Source organism: Sphingobacterium sp. UBA1897, assembly GCF_002337775.1.
In the GTDB taxonomy this organism is placed as follows: Bacteria; Bacteroidota; Bacteroidia; order Sphingobacteriales; family Sphingobacteriaceae; genus Sphingobacterium; species Sphingobacterium siyangense.
The window spans coordinates 184,819-201,244 of sequence record NZ_DDGR01000006.1 but is presented as its reverse complement, the minus strand read 5'-3'; the positions used below and the strand labels follow the sequence as shown (position 1 = coordinate 201,244).

At 39.0% G+C, this 16,426-nt stretch carries 19 protein-coding genes; 14 read left to right on the top strand and 5 right to left on the bottom strand.

The features are described from left to right. Window positions 1–556 precede the first annotated feature (556 nt). The 7 genes from B4N43_RS05215 (at window position 557) to B4N43_RS05185 (ending at window position 6,458) form a co-directional block, all read left to right on the top strand. Window positions 557–1,390, top strand: a complete 834-nt coding sequence (locus B4N43_RS05215) for a DUF3347 domain-containing protein (protein WP_286733278.1) — start codon at window positions 557–559, stop codon at window positions 1,388–1,390. Window positions 1,391–1,566: 176 nt separating this feature from the next. Next, window positions 1,567–2,499: a TIGR01777 family oxidoreductase gene (locus tag B4N43_RS05210; RefSeq protein ID WP_286733276.1), complete on the top strand. Its 933-nt coding sequence runs from the start codon at window positions 1,567–1,569 to the stop codon at window positions 2,497–2,499. A gap of 58 nt (window positions 2,500–2,557) precedes the next feature. Next, complete coding sequence (locus B4N43_RS05205; RefSeq protein WP_286733275.1) at window positions 2,558–3,418, top strand: fumarylacetoacetate hydrolase family protein; 861 nt, start codon at window positions 2,558–2,560, stop codon at window positions 3,416–3,418. A gap of 149 nt (window positions 3,419–3,567) precedes the next feature. Continuing rightward, on the top strand, window positions 3,568–4,587 hold the full coding sequence (locus B4N43_RS05200; protein ID WP_088161760.1) for a methionine ABC transporter ATP-binding protein: 1,020 nt from the start codon (window positions 3,568–3,570) through the stop codon (window positions 4,585–4,587). After that, complete coding sequence (gene metI / locus B4N43_RS05195) at window positions 4,580–5,233, top strand: methionine ABC transporter permease MetI (RefSeq protein WP_088161761.1); 654 nt, start codon at window positions 4,580–4,582, stop codon at window positions 5,231–5,233. Before B4N43_RS05200 ends, metI begins: the two co-directional genes overlap by 8 nt. Window positions 5,234–5,248: 15 nt before the next feature. Continuing rightward, window positions 5,249–6,061: a methionine ABC transporter substrate-binding lipoprotein MetQ gene (gene metQ, locus B4N43_RS05190; RefSeq protein ID WP_088161762.1), complete on the top strand. Its 813-nt coding sequence runs from the start codon at window positions 5,249–5,251 to the stop codon at window positions 6,059–6,061. After that, window positions 6,039–6,458 (top strand): YchJ family protein, encoded by a 420-nt coding sequence (locus B4N43_RS05185; protein ID WP_232475541.1) that lies wholly within the window; start codon window positions 6,039–6,041, stop codon window positions 6,456–6,458. The genes metQ and B4N43_RS05185 overlap by 23 nt, the downstream gene beginning before the upstream one ends. Window positions 6,459–6,480: 22 nt before the next feature. Here the strand turns inward: B4N43_RS05185 and B4N43_RS05180 are convergent, their stop codons facing one another. The 3 genes from B4N43_RS05180 to B4N43_RS05170 all read right to left on the bottom strand — a co-directional run bounded on the left by B4N43_RS05180 (window position 6,481) and on the right by B4N43_RS05170 (window position 8,896). Beyond that, the gene (locus B4N43_RS05180) at window positions 6,481–6,726 is read right to left on the bottom strand and encodes a hypothetical protein (RefSeq protein ID WP_286733270.1); all 246 of its coding nucleotides are present in this window, start codon (window positions 6,724–6,726) and stop codon (window positions 6,481–6,483) included. A gap of 207 nt (window positions 6,727–6,933) precedes the next feature. Continuing rightward, entirely contained in the window at window positions 6,934–8,370 is a 1,437-nt protein-coding gene (locus B4N43_RS05175; protein ID WP_286733268.1) for a dicarboxylate/amino acid:cation symporter, read from the bottom strand. A 175-nt stretch (window positions 8,371–8,545) separates the two neighbouring features. After that, entirely contained in the window at window positions 8,546–8,896 is a 351-nt protein-coding gene (locus B4N43_RS05170; RefSeq protein ID WP_046672889.1) for a 4Fe-4S dicluster domain-containing protein, read from the bottom strand. 156 nt (window positions 8,897–9,052) lie between these two features. Here B4N43_RS05170 and B4N43_RS05165 point away from each other — a divergent pair, with 156 nt between their 5' ends. From B4N43_RS05165 to B4N43_RS05140, 6 genes are all read left to right on the top strand, one after another. Further along, window positions 9,053–10,066: an acyl-CoA reductase gene (locus B4N43_RS05165; RefSeq protein WP_286733266.1), complete on the top strand. Its 1,014-nt coding sequence runs from the start codon at window positions 9,053–9,055 to the stop codon at window positions 10,064–10,066. 54 nt (window positions 10,067–10,120) lie between these two features. After that, window positions 10,121–10,324, top strand: coding sequence for a fructose-6-phosphate aldolase (locus B4N43_RS05160; RefSeq protein ID WP_070561119.1), 204 nt, complete (start codon window positions 10,121–10,123; stop codon window positions 10,322–10,324). A gap of 5 nt (window positions 10,325–10,329) precedes the next feature. Then, on the top strand, window positions 10,330–11,010 hold the full coding sequence (locus tag B4N43_RS05155; protein WP_070561120.1) for a cell division ATP-binding protein FtsE: 681 nt from the start codon (window positions 10,330–10,332) through the stop codon (window positions 11,008–11,010). Window positions 11,011–11,162: 152 nt separating this feature from the next. Next, a complete protein-coding gene (locus B4N43_RS05150) occupies window positions 11,163–11,714 on the top strand; it encodes a nucleotide exchange factor GrpE (RefSeq protein WP_046672893.1) in 552 nt (183 codons plus the stop codon). A gap of 10 nt (window positions 11,715–11,724) precedes the next feature. Continuing rightward, window positions 11,725–12,879 carry a molecular chaperone DnaJ gene (gene dnaJ / locus B4N43_RS05145; protein ID WP_286733265.1) on the top strand — a complete coding sequence of 385 codons (1,155 nt, stop codon included), beginning with the start codon at window positions 11,725–11,727 and terminating at the stop codon, window positions 12,877–12,879. A 312-nt stretch (window positions 12,880–13,191) separates the two neighbouring features. Then, window positions 13,192–13,779, top strand: a complete 588-nt coding sequence (locus B4N43_RS05140; RefSeq protein WP_286733264.1) for an outer membrane beta-barrel protein — start codon at window positions 13,192–13,194, stop codon at window positions 13,777–13,779. 68 nt (window positions 13,780–13,847) lie between these two features. Here B4N43_RS05140 and B4N43_RS05135 read toward each other — a convergent pair whose 3' ends face one another. Then, window positions 13,848–14,621, bottom strand: a complete 774-nt coding sequence (locus B4N43_RS05135; RefSeq protein ID WP_286733262.1) for a C40 family peptidase — start codon at window positions 14,619–14,621, stop codon at window positions 13,848–13,850. 73 nt (window positions 14,622–14,694) lie between these two features. On the opposite strand from B4N43_RS05135, the gene B4N43_RS05130 reads away from it, so the two are divergent. Beyond that, on the top strand, window positions 14,695–15,168 hold the full coding sequence (locus tag B4N43_RS05130; protein ID WP_286733259.1) for a universal stress protein: 474 nt from the start codon (window positions 14,695–14,697) through the stop codon (window positions 15,166–15,168). A 79-nt stretch (window positions 15,169–15,247) separates the two neighbouring features. Here B4N43_RS05130 and B4N43_RS05125 read toward each other — a convergent pair whose 3' ends face one another. Then, on the bottom strand, window positions 15,248–16,423 hold the full coding sequence (locus B4N43_RS05125) for an RsmB/NOP family class I SAM-dependent RNA methyltransferase (protein ID WP_286733258.1): 1,176 nt from the start codon (window positions 16,421–16,423) through the stop codon (window positions 15,248–15,250). Between the last annotated feature and the right edge of the window lie 3 nt (window positions 16,424–16,426).

The following is a 16,426-nucleotide window of genomic DNA, read 5'->3' as shown; positions in this document are numbered from 1 at the left end:
TGGTCCTCCCAAACTCAAATAACATGGAGCGTATAAAAAAGTCCATAATGCCAAAAAAAGTTAAAAGTGGAAGCAGATTCTACCCAAAACAATTATATTTGAGCTGATATGGCACTTAAGCGACTTATACTACTATTTTTAACCTTCGGTTTCCTTTTAAGCGCACCCGACGCTTTTGCCTGCCATAAAATGAATGCACACAGTAGTCACACACAAGGTAATGCTATCACTGACAAAAAGGACCAGTGCTGTTCAAAATTTAAATCTTCCCAAAAAAAGGCTTTTTGTAAACATCACAAACCATGTAAAAATTGCAATTGTCAATGCACGTATAGCGGTACATTTTTGGCAATTTCCAATCCCCTTGAACAAAATCATGAACTTTGCGGTATAGCAATCAAAAAAAATTATAAACCCATAGCGCCAACATTTATTTCTGAGGGATATTTTTGTCCTTGGGTCCCGCCAAAAATAAGTTAATCCATACAATCCATACGTTGATCATTTATCAATCATTTTTGATTACTTATTTTTATTTATTCTTTCATCCAATCATATGAAAATCAAACATTATATTATAACAGGGGCTTTAATACTATCGTCCTTGACAAACTATGCACAAAACAACACCGTGAACACCACTGTTAAAATTGCGGGAAACTGCGGTATGTGTAAAAAAACAATAGAAAATGCAGGAGCCTCCGCTCAGGCTAAAGTTGAATGGAACGAAGACAACCAAACAGCAACAATAGCCTATGACGCAAAGAAAACTTCCTTAGATGCTGTATTGAAAAGTATCGCAGGAGCAGGCTATGACAATGAAAAATACCTTGCCGCGGAAGATACTTATGCTAAACTACATGCTTGCTGCCAATACGAAAGAAATTTAGCTCCTCCAGCTTCAGATAGCCCACAAGACGTAAGCACTGAGCCGGTAGCTTCAGTAGATGACATCAGCAACGCAAGCAATTTTCAAAAGATCTATGACCAATACTTTCTGCTTAAAGATGCACTTGTAGCTGCGGATAGTAAACAAGCTGCAGGCCTAGCAAACGATCTTGCCGATGCAATCGCTAAAATACAAACTGCTGATCTAACGAAAGCGGAAGAGGAGGTCTGGAAAACCAAAACAACATCACTCAAAGCGACAGTGAAGAGCCTACAACAGGCAAAGGATATCAGTAAACAACGAGAAGCCTTCGCGCTATTGTCAGAAGATATCTATAGTTTGTCCAAAAACTCGAAACCGTCTTCTTCTGTTTATTACCAAAAGTGTCCAATGTTCAACAAAGGCAAAGGTGCGACTTGGTTAAGCCGTCATAAAGAAATCAAAAATCCATATTACGGCGCACAGATGCTAACATGTGGCAGCACAATTCAAACGCTTTAACAAATAAGGTCGTTTAATCGACTCTTAAAAGGTTTATCTCCCCACGAGATAAACCTTTTTTTGTAATTGCTGCCGCAATGGTCGATTTTTATAAACCAAAATAGTATATTTAGTATCAACAGAAATTGGTTCGCTTAAATGATAACACGCGTATATTATAAAACAAGGTTCAATTCATGGAAAAAGTAATTATTACAGGTGGTGCTGGAGCTATAGGTCTTCATTTAACAAAGCTATTGGTTGCCAATTTCTATGAAGTTATTATTTTTACCAGAAATCCGAAGTCCCATCCCGTACAAAACAATGTCCGACATGTACATTGGGATCCCAGTAAACAGGAGATTGATGTCAAATCAATTCAGGAAGCCGACTATATCATTAACCTGGCGGGTGCAAACCTCAATTCGAAACGCTGGACAAAATCATATCAACAAGAAATTATTGCCAGCAGGGTAGAAAGTGGGCAACTGCTCTATCAAAGTCTAAAACAAATACCAAATCAAGTAAAAGCAGTCATATCGGCCTCCGCTATAGGTTGGTATGGAACAGACGATCAATACCAAAAGAAACCTTTTGAAGAAGGAGATCCACAAGGCGGAAATTTTCTCTCCTGGGTATGTAACCTCTGGGAAGGAAGCGTGAAACCTATCGAAACATTGGGAAAAAGACTCATTGTCTTCCGTTTTGGGGTAGTTATCAGCAAGGATCAAGGTTTACTCAAAGAAATTAACCGTTTCCTACCCTTTCGTTCAATTCCGGTATTAGGCTCTGGAAAACAGATACTCAGTTGGATCCATATGGATGATCTCTGTCGGATGCTGCTCTTTGGCATACAAAATGATACCATAGCCGGAATTTATAATGCCTGTTCATCCGAACCGCTTTCCCTCGCGGAGTTTGCAAAAAGAATAGCTAAACGTAAATACGGTCCATTCTATATTCCCCTACCCGTCCCCTCTTTTTTGATTAAATTTATGCTTGGAAAAAAAGGGCAGGAAATGGTGCTCAATGGCACTTGGGTAAGCAACAAAAAGATAGTGCATGAAAAATTCCCTTTTAAATATCCCCTTTTGGACAATAATTGTATAGATAATTTACATATTGATTAATTGTTAATTCGCGTTAATTTCTGCCCTTTTTGGGACAAAATCCGTATATTTGCGGCTTATGAAGATTTTTAGATATGGCGCAAAGGGCTCCGAAAAAGCGGGAGTCATTTTAAACGAAAAGAAATATGATGTTTCAGAGGGAAATTTTCAATACAACCGCGATTTCTTTGCGGATATTGCAAATTTAGAAAGACTTCAAACATATATAAATGAAAAAGGCGACACGCTTAAAGAGATAGCCGACAACGAGCGTATCGGTACACCATTGGAAGCTCCGTCCAAAATACTTTGTGTAGGGCTTAATTTCGATGATCACGTCAAAGAAACCAAATTGCAACAAGCTTCAGAGCCTATCGTATTTATGAAATCTGTATCTGCATTCAATGGCCCTTTTGATGGAATCACCCTTCCGAAGTTCTCTGTAAAATCTGATTGGGAAACCGAATTTGCCATTGTAATTGGGAAAAAAGCTTCTTATGTTACTGAAGAAGAGGCTTTGGACCATGTGTTTGGCTATGTGCTACACAATGACGTTACAGAGCGTGAATTTCAGATCGAGCGTGGCGGAACTTGGGATAAAGGTAAAGGATGTGACACTTTCGCTCCTATTGGCCCATTTATAGCAACCAAAGATGAATTCACAGATATTGATAATTTAAAAATATGGCTTAAACTCAATGGTGAGCTTATGCAAGATGGCAATACAAGTGATTTTATCTATCGTGTACCCAAATTGATTTCTTATTTAAGCCATTTTATGAGCTTACTTCCAGGCGACATCATTTCCACAGGATCACCTGCAGGATCTGGCATGGGCAAATCCCCACAAAGATTCCTGAAAGATGGCGATATCATCGAATATGGCATCGATGGACTAGGATCTGCAAAACAGGTGATTTCGGCTTATCAAGCGTTGTAAAAAACATATATCTGGGTTCTTTCATTCTTTTTCCGTCTGAAAGAACCCATTTTCTTTCACTTCATTTTATTTTATCCCTGGCATTTGTGTACATTTATATCAACATCATCCATTTGTCCAACTAAAATTGCTAAATCCCTGCAGGGTCAATGATTCAACTAAACAACATATCCAAATCTTTTGAGGTAAAAGCGGCACGTATTGATGCCTTAAAAGACATCTCACTGTCTATTGAAAAAGGTGAAATTTTTGGTGTAATAGGCGCTTCCGGAGCCGGCAAAAGTACTTTGATCCGTTGCGTCAACCTTTTGGAAAGACCAGACAGTGGACAAGTAATTATAGAAAATGACGACTTGATGTCGCTATCTTCCACTGGTCTGATGTTGAAAAGAAGAAAAATTGGTATGATTTTCCAGCACTTCAACTTACTATCATCACGAACAGTGTATGGAAATATATCCTTCCCGCTCGAACTTGAAGGTAAATCGAAAGAATTTATCAGCCAAAAAGTGTTGGAACTATTGCGTTTGGTCGGGTTGGAAGATAAAGCCGACGTGTACCCTGCAAATCTCTCCGGAGGCCAGAAACAACGTGTTGCTATCGCGCGAGCATTAGCCAATGATCCTTACATTCTACTTTGCGATGAGGCCACAAGTGCCTTAGACCCCGCAACTACAAAATCCATCCTCAAACTGCTAAAAAAAATCAATAAGCAGCTTGACCTTACGATATTGTTGATTACCCATGAGATGGATGTTATAAAAAGTATTTGCGATCAGGTTGCCGTATTAGACCACGGAGAATTAATTGAAACCGGCCCGGTAGAATCAATATTCGCCAATCCTCAGCAAACAACAACTAAAAACTTTATTCAGTCTTCACTTGAAGTTGAAATTCCACTAAGTTTTCAGGAACGCTTAAAAAGCGCTGGAAACCCACTCGTAGAGATCTATCTAACTTCAAATGAAGAATCCATCCCATTTATACAGCATTTGGAGCAACAATATCAAGTCAAAACAAATATCATTACCGCTCAAATAGATTATATTGGCGAAATGAAATTTGGTGTTATATTGGCCGAACTATCGGGTGAAAAAGAAAATGTAACGCGTAGTCTATCTTTCTTAAAAGAAAAGCATTCACAAACTAAAATATTAGGCTATGTCTGATCAGGTATTTAATCTTCTGCTATCGGGTACTTTAGAAACCCTAACCATGACTTTCTTATCAGGCTTCTTTGGTTTTATCCTTGGTCTCCCACTCGGGATATACCTGTTCTTGACCCGAAAACATCAACTGCTCGAAAACAAAGCCATGCACCAACTTGTTTCATTGCTGGTGAATGTGTTTAGGTCTATCCCCTTTATCATACTTATCGTATGGATGATTCCGTTTACACGCAACGTTGTCGGAACATCAATCGGTATGGCCGCAGCATTGGTACCCTTGAGCATAGGTGCTGCCCCATTTATAGCAAGACTTGTGGAAAATAGTCTTCTGGAAATTCCAAATGGCCTGCTTGAGGCCTCAAGAGCAATGGGTGCAAATGCACAACAGGTAATTTTCAAAGTTTTGCTTCCGGAGGCTCTCCCCTCGCTAGTAAACAATGCGACAATTACCTTGATAACACTTGTTGGTTACTCCGCAATGGGCGGTGCTGTAGGTGCTGGTGGACTTGGACAGATTGGCTATCAGTATGGTTATGTCGGATATGATACTTTTATCATGAATTCTGTTCTAATTTTATTAATTTTAATAGTATTCTTGTTACAATATACAGGAGATTACATCTCAAAAAAAGTAAACCATCGTTAACATAAATTATATCATATGAAAAAATTGAACTATGCATTTGCAATTTTAGCCTTCAGTCTCGTATCGATTGTAGCATGCAATAACAGAGAAAAGAAAGAGAATATCCTCAAAGTCGGTGTTGTGTCCGGCCCAGAAAAGGAGCTTGCGGAGACGGCTAAGAAAGTTGCAAAAGAAAAGTTCAATCTTGATGTTGAGTTAGTGGCTTTCAACGACTATGTCGTACCTAATGAGGCCTTAAATCAGGGTGATATCGATGTAAACGTATTTCAGCATCAACCCTATCTACAGGAGCAATCCAAACAACGCGGTTTCACGAAATTAACCATTGTCGGAAACACGTTTGTATTCCCCATTGTTGCCTATTCAAAGAAAATAAAAACAATCACAGAGTTACAACCTGGTGCCGTTATTGCCATTCCAAATGACCCTACCAATGGAGGACGCTCTCTTTTGCTTCTCCAACGCGAGGGAATTATCGGTCTAAAAGAAAATGTAGGTATCCAACCTAAAGTAACAGATATTGTCAGCAACCCTAAACAGGTTAAGATCATAGAGATGGAGGCCCCACAGTTACCTCGCGTCCTAGATGATCCTCAAGTTACAATTGCTATCATCAACAATAGTTTCGCCTCTCAAGCTGGGTTGGATCCCGAAAAACAAGGCTTATTCACAGAAGATAAAGAATCGCCTTATGTCAATCTGATTGTTGCCCGCTCAGATAATAAAAACGATGAGAAGGTGCAGCAGTTTATCCAGGCGTATCAGTCACCGGAAGTAGAAGCGACAGCAAAAAAAGTCTTCAAAAATGGCGCTATTAAAGGCTGGTAAAATTTTAAACATTCAAGTGATGGAATCAGGTCAATTATGCCCTTGTGGCTCTGGCAATACCTATGGGGAATGCTGCCAGCAAATTCATCGTTTCCATGCCAAAGCAACCACAGCAGAGGCATTGATGCGCGCACGTTATAGCGCCTTTGTAGCACAACAGATCGATTTCCTATACGATACGTTTCATCCCTCAACACGACGGTTCCAAAATAAACAGGCAATCGGACAATGGGCGCGGGAGAATAAATGGATGCAACTCTCTATCCTTAAATCTACATTCCAAACTGTCGAGTTTGAAGCACATTACCTGGATCCACAGATGGAAGTTCAAATTCACCATGAAAAGTCTACGTTCAAAAAACAAGATGATTTATGGTACTACGTTGACGGACGTTGATATAACATATTTCGCTTGCAAGCTAGTGTAAAGGATACCATGCCGTCAACAACAGCTTGCAAGCAGCTTTTTCAAGACCACGACCTCCCATCTCCTCAAACGACTTACTCCAGACACCTGGCCCTCCATGTACGAAAATACAAACCGGACCATTTCCAGCAGACTTCGCAAAAAGTTTGACCTCATCCTGGGTTTCAATATAAACAGATGAATCACGATCGACAACAGTCGTCTTTGTTTGAGCAAATGCCATATTGATCGTAATCATTACACACAAAAAATAAAACATAGATCGTCTCATTTCCCTGTACGGATTTGGTTTAAAGTTCTATTTGGTTTAAAGAACGGTATTTACAGCGCTAAATATAATAAATAGCGTAGCCAAATCATCAACGCGAGCTAAAGACAATAAAAAAGCAGTCTCAACGGAATGTCAAGACTGCTTTCTTCAACGAATATTCGTCAGTTATTTCTATTAGATCGCCTCTTCAGTATCTTCGCGGTAAGGAGCTTCTTCATCAAACTCGCCCTCCCATTTAGCAACAACAACGGTTGCCAAACAATTTCCGATTACATTGACAGAGGTACGCGCCATATCCATGAGTTCATCGATACCTAAAATTGCAGCGATGACAAATGTTGGTAAGCCAAACTGATCCGCTGTCGCAATCAAAATAATTAATGAAGCCCTTGGTACAGCAGCAACACCTTTAGAGGTGATCATCAATGTAAATGCAATCATTAATTGATGTCCAAACGACAAATGGATACCAGCCGCCTGAGCGACAAAGATCGCAGCCAACGATAAATAAAGTGAAGTACCATCCAAGTTAAAGCTATATCCTGTGGGAATTACAAACGAAACAATCTTACGTGGTACACCAAATTTCTCCATCGCACTCATTGCTTTCGGTAATGCCGCATCTGAACTTGTAGTCGCAAATGCAATCGAAACAGGTTCCTTAATCGCATTAATAAAACGTTTCACAGGTATTTTTAGATAAAGTGCCACCGGAAGAAGAACCAGACATAAAAAACACACCAAAGCAAAATACAGCGTCGCCAAAAGCATGAAAAGATTCTTTAGAATATCGACACCGAGATGCCCCACCGTGTAGGCCATAGCGGCACCAACCCCAATAGGCGCAAAGTACATAATCATGTTCGTAAACTTAAACATGGTTTCAGACATACTCTCGGTAAAATCAACCAGGGGTTTACGCTTTTTCTCATCTACCATTGCCAATCCAATTCCAAACAAAATTGAAAATACAACAATCTGTAAAACTTGATTATCGGCAACAGATTTGACGATATTTTCAGGGAACAAGTCGCGTATAAAAGAAGTAAACTTGTATACAGGATGTACATGGTCCGGAAGTGTTTTGAGGATATGCTCATCCATACTTTCTTTCGGTACAGGCAGTTCTTCATGTGGCATATGTGCAACATCAACGCCCACTCCTGCCCGAGTCAGGTTTATCGCACCTAAACCAATAAAAATAGCACATGTTGTTGCGCAAAAGAAATAAAGCATGGATTTCCATGCCATACGTCCCACCTGTTTCAAATCAGAATGGCCTGCAATTCCATAAACAAGCGTAGCAAAGAGAATTGGGCCCACAATCGTCTTGACTAACTTAATAAAACCTTTACTCAAAGGTTGCAGGGAAATCGCTAGATTTGGAAAATCCAACCCGACAAATATCCCCATAATCATACAGGTTAAAATCCAGGTGGTCAAATTTTTCTTAAAGAGCGCATTTACAACCAAAACGGTAGCAACTATCCAACGGACAGCCATTAGAAATTCATGCGAAAAGCCTACAACATCAAATTCGTATAATACAGCAATGATACAAGCTAATGTAACTGTGATCAGGGTCATCAACCCTATTTTGGTTTTTAACATTTAAAAGATTTTAATGGTCAAAAGAACAAAAATAAAAAAATACTATGCTTTTGCAAATATTATTATTCCAAATAGCCGAGTTTCGCAACAAAATATCGATTTCGCCAAAATAGAAAGACACAAAAAAGGCAGGAAAATTTCTTATCCTGCCTTATATTTTAACGGAGTACTAAATTTATTCCGCGTGTAACCAAGCTTTTTTCGCTAATAGCTCATCGTTCGATTCACGTACATCTTCGTCATCCACACAACAATCCACAGGGCAAACCGCTGCACATTGAGGCTCATCGTGGAAACCTACACATTCTGTACATTTATCTGAAACAATATAATAGACTTCATTAGAGATTGCTTCTTGAGACTCGTTGGCATCTAGTGTAACACCATCGCCAAAATCGATAACCCCATCCAAAGCAGTCCCATCTGAGAATTTCCAAGTTACACCAGCATCGTATATTGCATTATTTGGGCATTCCGGTTCGCAAGCACCACAGTTAATGCATTCGTCTGTAATTTTAATCGCCATTTATAACCTCACAATTATGATAAATAAACTATTTTTGCATTATCAATATGAAACAAAGTCTGATTGAACAATAAGGCTAGTTGATTCACGTTGATTAATGTTAACAGCACAAATATAATACAAATTTGTGTATTCATCTTTTAAAATTTTAATATTTTGACAAAGCAACAACGAATAAATGCATTTGTAAAATTAGGCGAACAGCTGCAAAAGCGCCCTGAAGATTTGATTCAAATCATTCAATTCGCCCAACATAAAAACCCCTGGTATACCCCTCAAAATGTTGAACGCGCCATTCAAGCCATTGCTGCCAATTTGACAATAGAAAAACTGAATCACTGGTTGGCGCCTTATCCAGATCTTCATTCAACGAAAATTGTAGGGTTAATTCTGGCCGGCAATATTCCATTGGTTGGCTTCCATGATATCCTATCGGTACTGATTAGCGGCTTTACAGCAAAAATCAAAGTCTCATCGGACGATGCAGGATTGACAAGCTATGTGCTCAACCTTCTTAAACAAATTGCCCCATACTTTAATGATGCCTTTGAAATTGTTGACAAACTAAAAGATTTCGATCTGGTTATTGCAACAGGCTCTAACAATAGCTCCCGTTACTTTGATTACTATTTTGGCACCAAACCACATATTATTCGTGGCAATAGAAATAGTATTGCCGTTATCGGTGGCCAAGAATCTCCTAACCAGTTGGAATCACTGGGACACGACATCTTTGATTATTTTGGGTTGGGCTGTCGCTCTGTTTCAAAGCTATTTATTCCAAAAGATTACCCAATAGCACACTTCTTTGAAGGTATCGCTGCTTTTAACAGCATGACAGAGCATTTTAAATACAATAACAATTACGATTACAACAAATCCATCTATCTGATCAATGGCGAAAAGCATTTTGATAATGGTTTTTTATTGCTCAAAGAAGATGAGCGCACGGCTTCTCCCCTTGCCGTGGTTTATTACGAAACATACGAAACACTGGCTGAAGTTGAAAATAAACTCAAACTAGCCCAAGAAAATATCCAATGTATTGTATCAGAAATAGCATTAAATGTGCCATCGCCGGTATTTCATTTTGGAGAAAGCCAATGCCCTGCTTTAGATGATTTTGCTGATGGTGTGAATACACTGGATTTTTTATTCGCAAACCAATAAGCTTCCTTAAATTCATAGTAAATAAATTGCATTAAAAATACTAACTTTGAAATCATGTATATCATTAAAGTAAAAGGTGTCGCCAAAATCCCTGATTATGTTCAATTAAGAGATGATGCCTTCACCTTGCTGGCATATTTTAGAGTCGACCGCCCCGATAAATCACTCGATAAGATTGGATTAGGAGAAAAGGCAGAATATATCATGCAACTGGTTAAAGAAATGCCTTTTGGGCAAATTAAAAAATTAGAATTTTAGCTTCCATGATTGAAAATAAAGTAATTACATTAAAAAACGTTGATATCTTCCAACAAAAACATTTGGTATTGTCCAATGTCAATTTAAACATTGGTAAAGGAGAGTTTATTTATCTTATCGGCCAGTCCGGTAGTGGAAAAAGTAGTTTACTAAAAATCATTTACGGCGATTTATACATCGGCAATGGTGAGGGAATGATTGCGGGCTTTGATCTTAAAAAGCTGCACGAAAATGATGTTCCCTACCTGCGTAGAAAATTAGGTATTGTATTTCAGGATTTTCATCTTTTATCCGATAGAAGCATCGAGAAAAACCTCGAATTTGCACTGAAAGCAACAGGCTGGAAAGATAAGAAAATGATCGATAGCCGTATATTGGATGTACTGGAAAAGGTTGGGCTTCGTTCCAAACTTAAGAAAATGCCGCATGAACTTTCCGGCGGTGAACAACAGCGTATTGTAATTGCCCGCGCATTACTAAATAACCCCGAAATTATTCTGGCAGATGAGCCTACTGGTAACTTGGATCCTGCTACATCAGAAGAAATCGTCTTATTATTACGTGACATTGCCAATTCGGGAACAGCTATTTTAATGGCAACACACGATTATACCATCATCCGTAATATGCCATCCCGCATTATCAAAACCACCGATGGAGTATTACAGGACAATGTCAGTATCTAGACGGAAAACTGACATATAGAAATTGAGATTCCGACAAATTGTTAGGCTTTTTTAATAAAATCTGACAAGCTGTCGGAATTTTATTGTTTGGCAAAAACTTTGACAAACGAAGCATAGAGTAAATTTTTGAATCTAATTTTAGCATTGAAGATATGAATGAGCAAGATAATTATTACGATGAAGGTCAAGATCCAGTAGAAACAAATTCTTCTGAACAACAAGAACAGCCTGCTGATAATATAGCAGAAGAACTGTCTACTGAAGAGAAATTGGCTGCAGAATTGGCAGAGGCAAAGGATAAATACATTCGTCTTTCTGCTGAATTTGACAATTATAGAAAACGTACAAGTAAAGAACGTGTTGAATTGATTCAATCAGCGGGAAAAGATGTCATTAGTAAGCTATTACCTACACTAGATGATTTTGACAGAGCGTTAACAGCCATGGAAACAGCGACAGATGTTGAATCTGTAAAAACAGGAATGGATATTGTTAACAACAAATTCAGACAAACGTTATCGCAATTGGGGTTAAAGGAAATGGAAGCTACAGGCCAAGCCTTTGATCCTGAATTACAAGAAGCTATCACAGCAATTCCTGCACCCACAGCAGAATTAAAGAATAAAGTAGTGGACGTGATCGAAAAGGGGTACTACTTGGGTGACAAAGTGATCCGTCACGCAAAGGTAGTTATAGGTCAATAATATTAAGACGATGTCAAAAAGAGATTATTACGATATACTTGGTGTCTCGCGATCAGCGGACGAGAAGGAGATTAAATCAGCATATCGCAAATTGGCGATAAAATACCATCCGGATAAAAATCCTGGTGATCATGAAGCTGAGGAACAGTTTAAGGAAGCTGCTGAGGCATACGATATCTTGAGCAATCCACAAAAACGTCAACGTTATGACCAATTTGGCCATGCCGGTAATTCGGCAAGTGGTGGCTTTGGCGGTGGCGGCGGCATGAATATGGAAGACATATTCAGCCAATTTGGTGATATCTTTGGTGGAGGACATCCATTTGAAAGTTTCTTTGGCGGCGGTGGCGGCCAGCGTGGCGGCCGTCGGGTAGCTCGTGGAAGCAACTTACGCATAAAAGTTAAATTAACACTCGAAGAAATTGCCAAAGGCGTCGAGAAAAAGGTAAAGGTTAACAAACAAGTGGTCTGTCATTCTTGTGACGGATCTGGTGCTAAAGATAAATCTTCTTTTCATACCTGTAAAACCTGTGGGGGATCCGGATCAGTTAGAAGAGTAACAAATACCATCTTAGGACAAATGCAAACAACAAGCACTTGCCCTACTTGTAATGGTGAAGGCGTTGAAATTACAGCAAAATGTACAACTTGTAGAGGTGAAGGACTCGAACGCGGTGAGGAAACAATCGCAATCAATATTCCTGCAGGAGTAAGTGAAGGCATGCAACTTTCCATGAGTGGAAAAGGAAATGCTGCTCCGCGTGGTGGTGTTCCAGGAGATTTAATTATCCTGATCGAAGAAGTACAACACGAAAGTCTAAAACGTGACGGACTAAATGTAATCTATGATCTATACATTAATTTCGTCGATGCGACCTTAGGCACTAGCGTTGAAGTCCCTACAATAGATGGAAAAGCAAAAATCAAGATTGAGCCTGGTACACAGGGTGGTAAAATTTTACGGTTAAAAGGAAAAGGTATTCCTGAAGTCAACTCCTATCACAAAGGGGACCAACTTGTATACGTTAATATCTGGACACCAAAAGCCGTGTCTAACGAAGAAAAAGAATTATTGAACAAACTGAAAGAATCGCCAAACTTTAAACCTCAACCAGGTAAAAGTGAAAAATCATTCTTCGAGCGAATCAAAGAATATTTCGATTAAAACCGGTCTTTCAAATACAAAAAAAAGCCATTTGTCCGCTGTTGACAAATGGCTTTTTTTTATCTTCTTACTTAAAATTGACAATTAAAAACAAAAAGTCAGCTCAATATCATTATTGTTAAATAGAAACGATAAAAATAAAAATACATTAAATTTTAATCAATTGAACCACTATAATTTACAATAATGACAAAACATCTAGACAATCCAGTGACAAAATATCAAAATAAGATTTCGATATTTGACTAACAAATTTAAAAAGTCAGGAAGTAATTACTGGCAGATTAAAACAAACTATTAAATAAAAAAGACATGAAAAAAGTTTTACTAACATTGACTGCCATTGCAGGTTTAACAATAGCAGCACAAGCTCAAACTGAACAAGGAAAAATTATAGTTGGTGGTCAAGTTGGCTTCCAAACTTCTAAAGTTAAAGACACAGACTTCAAAAATAACTCATTCTCCATTAACCCAACAGTTGGTTACTTCATAAGCGACAACTTGGCAATTGGTACTGGAGTTGGTTACAACTGGAGCAAAGATGAGAGTGTTACGGACTTAAGCACAAAAAGAGATGCGTTCCAAGTTTCTCCATTCGTAAGAAAATACTCTGCTAATGGTCCATTAAGATTTTTTGCACAACTATCTGTGCCAATGTCTTGGGGAAAAACTACAGTTGAAACAAATAACATAAAAGCGGAATCAAAATTTGAAAACTACGGTGTTGAATTAGCTCCAGGTTTGGCATACTTCCCAACAAGCAAAGTTGGTATCGAGTTAAAAGTTAGAGGTTTATACTACAACTACAACAATAATAAAACAGCTGATAGATCAACAAATACATTTGGTTTAGACGCAAATTCATTAGCGCCAACTTTAGGTGTACAATTCCACTTCTAGTCAATAAGGCGTTTGACAATAGAAAAGGCTATAATTACTTATAGCCTTTTTTTATATGTCCACCTTTATCAATTATACCGTTTAACAATCCGGAGTTTGTGTGTATAACGATTCTGTTCAGCATTAAAAATACCTTCCGTATCCATCCGATCAACACGGACTTTCGCTGAGGCATGTATAATCGTATCACGATCCAGCATAATTCCTACATGAGTAATCCTTCCTTCGGCATTGTCAAAAAAAGCCAAATCCCCTACCCGTATTTCCGAAACAAAATCCACAGTTTGCCCCATCTCTGCCTGCTGATAAGCATCACGAGGCAAGGAAAGATCAAAACAGCTATAAATCAATTGGGAGAAACCGGAACAATCGATTCCCCATTGTGAACGCCCACCCCATAGATAAGGAGTGTCCTTATAACTCAAAGCCAATCGCGACACCTCAGTTTCAAATTGATTGCCGATAAACGGATTGATACTACCTTGATAGGTTAATCCCAATGGAAATAGATTGACAGTATTCTCTGCATCTAGGTAAAGCCTGGTTCCATGACAGAGCTGAAATTTTGCGGTATCAGTAAAAAGAACTCCCCCCTCCCTTCCAACGATAACTGGTGTTCCGGTCAGATAATGTTGCATATCCAAGTCGTTTAGTTCCTGAAACTGCCCGTTTTGAATCCAGCCTAAATAGTCCGTTTCCAACAGACGTATTGATGTCCAATCGGCCTGTTCATCAAGGATCTCAAAAAGTTCCCCAAACAATACCTGAGAAACCATCTCACTACGGTGTGCCTGTTCTAAACGTAACGGAACGAGAGCTAGTGTACAAATACCATATTTCATGTGCTAAACAAAACAAAATCGTCAAAAATGTGATTATATATTATATGACGAAGATAAATTAATTATAGTAGAAATGGAGAATACAAATTCAAAATTCAAAAGGATACTCGTCGCTATTGACGACGAACCATGCTCAGAAAAGGCTATACTATATGCCAAAGAAATGGCCGCGGTATTTGGAGCCTCCATAGCGCTTGTCACCGTTGTTCCCCCTACTTCTCCGGCCAGCTTTGGTGCCGACCCGCTATTAGGTCAGCAACCTATTATCGTTCCAGAAGTATCGGAAATGGAACAGGATAATGCACAAAAATATCTTGAGAAAATAAGCCGCGAATTTACAGGCGCAGGCGAAGTATATCTTTTTAATCGAATCGGATCCATCAAAGAAGAAATTCTGGCGGCGTCCCATGAGTGGTCTGCAGATCTTATTATTATGGGGACCAATGGACGGACGGGCTTTGATCACTTTATTTCAGGCTCTGTATCCGAATCAGTCATTCGTAAATCTACCTGCCCTGTACTCGTTGTTCCAAGTAAATGTGACTGATATTAAACGGTCCATATTTATAAAAAAGGCTATTTTTTCAATGGAAAAAATAGCCTTTTTTGCTTTTATTATATACAAATTACTTTTTAATCAATCGTGCCACAAACATACTATCCGCTTTCTCTTCATAACCTTTCAAATAGTCCATACGTTCTATTTCAAAACCAAAATTATCTACAATGTAATTGACAACATCTTCGTTTTCTGCTTTAAAAATAGAGCAGGTTATATAAATCAAAGGCTTGCCCGCTTTAACATGCCCCACCACATTACTTGCAATATTCTGTTGTAGTGCATTGAATTCGGCAATCTTAGCGACCCGAAACTGTCTAACCATTTCTGGTGTACGCCCCCAGGTTCCAGATCCAGTACAAGGCGCATCCAATAACACCCCGTCAAATCGTTCGCTCCCAAGAATTGCGAAGCTATCCTTGGTAAGATCGAGTATTTTTTTTCGGTAATGCTTTATTCCGGCACGGTCAAAACGTTCATCGAGATTTCGGAGAATACTCATGCGAACATCAGAAACCAAAAGATTAACAGATGGACAAGCATCCATCAACAAGAGCGATTTGCCACCCGAAGCCGCACATGCATCCCACCAGGATTCTCTTTCAGCGGGTTCCATATAATCCAAAGTGCGCTGCGAAGACAGATCCTGCACTTCTATAATCCCATCCAAGGCATCAAATCGCTGCAAGGATGTTCCATTATTCAAGGCGATAGTCTGATCGCTAATCAGGGAATAAGGAATCTGATTGTTATCCAAAATAGCGCACACGACCTTTGTCTTCCCGCGTTTCACCCGAATATATAAGTTGGGCTGGATCAACTGGCTCTCTAAAAATTGTACCAAGTCAACCTCTTCAGAAATATAATCCGCAAAAGGAAAGATATCATTCGGATTAAAAACACCCTCAGACGTCAGAAATGCAATTTTATCTTTCAGCGGCAGATGGAGTTTATCGCTATAGGAAGGCTCAAAAAGGGCCACCAAAGGGCTTTCCTGTTCACATAGAAATTCCGCAAGCACCAATCTACGCTGTTGTGACAACTGCGAAGCCGCCATTCCCAGACGAAAATAATTATAACATAAACGGGAGGTAGACTTCCGATCAGAAGATCCCATTTGCTTGTTCAACTTAAAAAAAGTAGTCAAATAACGCGAAAATGGTTGATCAGCTTCAAAACCATCCATTGCCCGCTCAAAATTACGTATTTGCTGATGAACACGTCTTTCACTGAATTCAGCCATTCA

What these genes read in the sequence shown, in the direction of transcription:
- B4N43_RS05215 (WP_286733278.1), top strand. Translation starts at nt 557, where the DNA reads ATGAAAATCAAACATTATATTATAACAGGGGCTTTAATACTATCGTCC.
- B4N43_RS05210 (WP_286733276.1), top strand. Translation starts at nt 1,567, where the DNA reads ATGGAAAAAGTAATTATTACAGGTGGTGCTGGAGCTATAGGTCTTCAT.
- B4N43_RS05205 (WP_286733275.1), top strand. Translation starts at nt 2,558, where the DNA reads ATGAAGATTTTTAGATATGGCGCAAAGGGCTCCGAAAAAGCGGGAGTC.
- B4N43_RS05200 (WP_088161760.1), top strand. Translation starts at nt 3,568, where the DNA reads ATGATTCAACTAAACAACATATCCAAATCTTTTGAGGTAAAAGCGGCA.
- metI (WP_088161761.1), top strand. Translation starts at nt 4,580, where the DNA reads ATGTCTGATCAGGTATTTAATCTTCTGCTATCGGGTACTTTAGAAACC.
- metQ (WP_088161762.1), top strand. Translation starts at nt 5,249, where the DNA reads ATGAAAAAATTGAACTATGCATTTGCAATTTTAGCCTTCAGTCTCGTA.
- B4N43_RS05185 (WP_232475541.1), top strand. Translation starts at nt 6,039, where the DNA reads ATGGCGCTATTAAAGGCTGGTAAAATTTTAAACATTCAAGTGATGGAA.
- B4N43_RS05180 (WP_286733270.1), bottom strand. Translation starts at nt 6,726, where the DNA reads ATGATTACGATCAATATGGCATTTGCTCAAACAAAGACGACTGTTGTC.
- B4N43_RS05175 (WP_286733268.1), bottom strand. Translation starts at nt 8,370, where the DNA reads ATGTTAAAAACCAAAATAGGGTTGATGACCCTGATCACAGTTACATTA.
- B4N43_RS05170 (WP_046672889.1), bottom strand. Translation starts at nt 8,896, where the DNA reads ATGGCGATTAAAATTACAGACGAATGCATTAACTGTGGTGCTTGCGAA.
- B4N43_RS05160 (WP_070561119.1), top strand. Translation starts at nt 10,121, where the DNA reads ATGTATATCATTAAAGTAAAAGGTGTCGCCAAAATCCCTGATTATGTT.
- B4N43_RS05155 (WP_070561120.1), top strand. Translation starts at nt 10,330, where the DNA reads ATGATTGAAAATAAAGTAATTACATTAAAAAACGTTGATATCTTCCAA.
- B4N43_RS05150 (WP_046672893.1), top strand. Translation starts at nt 11,163, where the DNA reads ATGAATGAGCAAGATAATTATTACGATGAAGGTCAAGATCCAGTAGAA.
- dnaJ (WP_286733265.1), top strand. Translation starts at nt 11,725, where the DNA reads ATGTCAAAAAGAGATTATTACGATATACTTGGTGTCTCGCGATCAGCG.
- B4N43_RS05140 (WP_286733264.1), top strand. Translation starts at nt 13,192, where the DNA reads ATGAAAAAAGTTTTACTAACATTGACTGCCATTGCAGGTTTAACAATA.
- B4N43_RS05135 (WP_286733262.1), bottom strand. Translation starts at nt 14,621, where the DNA reads ATGAAATATGGTATTTGTACACTAGCTCTCGTTCCGTTACGTTTAGAA.
- B4N43_RS05130 (WP_286733259.1), top strand. Translation starts at nt 14,695, where the DNA reads ATGGAGAATACAAATTCAAAATTCAAAAGGATACTCGTCGCTATTGAC.
- B4N43_RS05125 (WP_286733258.1), bottom strand. Translation starts at nt 16,423, where the DNA reads ATGGCTGAATTCAGTGAAAGACGTGTTCATCAGCAAATACGTAATTTT.